This is a genomic window from Pseudonocardia nigra (assembly GCF_019396355.1).
GTDB classification, from domain to species: domain Bacteria; phylum Actinomycetota; class Actinomycetes; order Mycobacteriales; family Pseudonocardiaceae; genus Pseudonocardia; species Pseudonocardia nigra.
This window is the reverse complement of record NZ_JAHKRK010000506.1, coordinates 1-1,013: the sequence shown is the minus strand read 5'-3', so window position 1 is coordinate 1,013 and position 1,013 is coordinate 1. Positions and strand designations below refer to the sequence as shown.

At 66.6% G+C, this 1,013-nt stretch carries 2 protein-coding genes; both read right to left on the bottom strand.

Annotated features, from left to right (window positions below; genetic code table 11):
- Positions 1–314: 314 nt before the first annotated feature.
- Positions 315–686: a hypothetical protein gene (locus tag KME75_RS41905; protein ID WP_219420597.1), complete on the bottom strand. Its 372-nt coding sequence runs from the start codon at positions 684–686 to the stop codon at positions 315–317.
- 123 nt (positions 687–809) lie between these two features.
- Positions 810–1,013: hypothetical protein (locus KME75_RS41900; protein WP_219420594.1), on the bottom strand; the 204-nt coding region annotated here is incomplete at its 5' end.

Below are 1,013 nucleotides of genomic sequence, written 5' to 3'. Positions count from 1 at the left end.
TACGCCGTACTCCGCGAACTCCAGACCCTGCTCGGCATCTGGACCGGCGCCTGCCGCACCTGCCTGCAACCCGTCCCGACGCGACGACCCCACTCACCTAACTCGACCTAACAAAGCCCTACTAGTTACACCCCAAGAAGTCCTCAAAGAGTGGACAGACGCGCAGGAAGCAGCGTAGCAACGACCAAATCAACCGGTCCGAAAAACGCGGGGCTGATCAATGATCCGCGGCCGCACGTGCTCCTGCGCCCGCCCCGGCCCCATCAAGTACGCGATCAGTCTGCCCACCCGCCACCCGTGCACGACCTTGGTGATCACTCTGTTGACCGCCGGGCCTGCGCTACGAGTACGTCGATCACCGCATCGAGCCGAGCAAGCAGGCCGGCCACGCCCGGGGCGCCCGCGACATCGGTCGCAAAGGCCACCCGTTCAACCATGAGCACGTCGGCATGCAGGCGCAACAGATCCGGCAGACCGATGGCGCCACCATCACCGTCCGTCGCCGCGTCGACCGCAATCTCGCCGATCCACGCGCCCACCGCGAGCCCCGCCAGCGCGGCCCGCTGGGACACCAGCGCGTACTCGGCGTGCGAGAAGCGAACGACGACCTGCCGGCGCCGAGGAACCGCAGCCCGGGCACGACGGCGCCGACGCTGATCGGCGAGAGGGACATCCGGCAGCTCCACAACTGGCAGACACCACCGCGGCGCTGTCAAAGCGTGGTCACTTCACACAGCCAGAGTCACGAGGCCTCAAGCGATCTTGTCCCGCGTCCCGCCTCCAATGATCAAGCGGGAGCGCGACAGCCCTCACGGAACGCCCCCGTTCCGGCACCGACCACGCGCAGCGGCGCCGCCAGAAGCATCGCTTCTGACATATCTCGCTGCATCCGGCGCGTATTCGATCAGATGCGAATTCGAGACGGTTTGCTGTGCGATCCACAGCGTCACGGGTGATCGCGGGCTGACCAGCAGCGACTCAGGGCTGGTGCGGTCGATGATGCCACCGCTGCC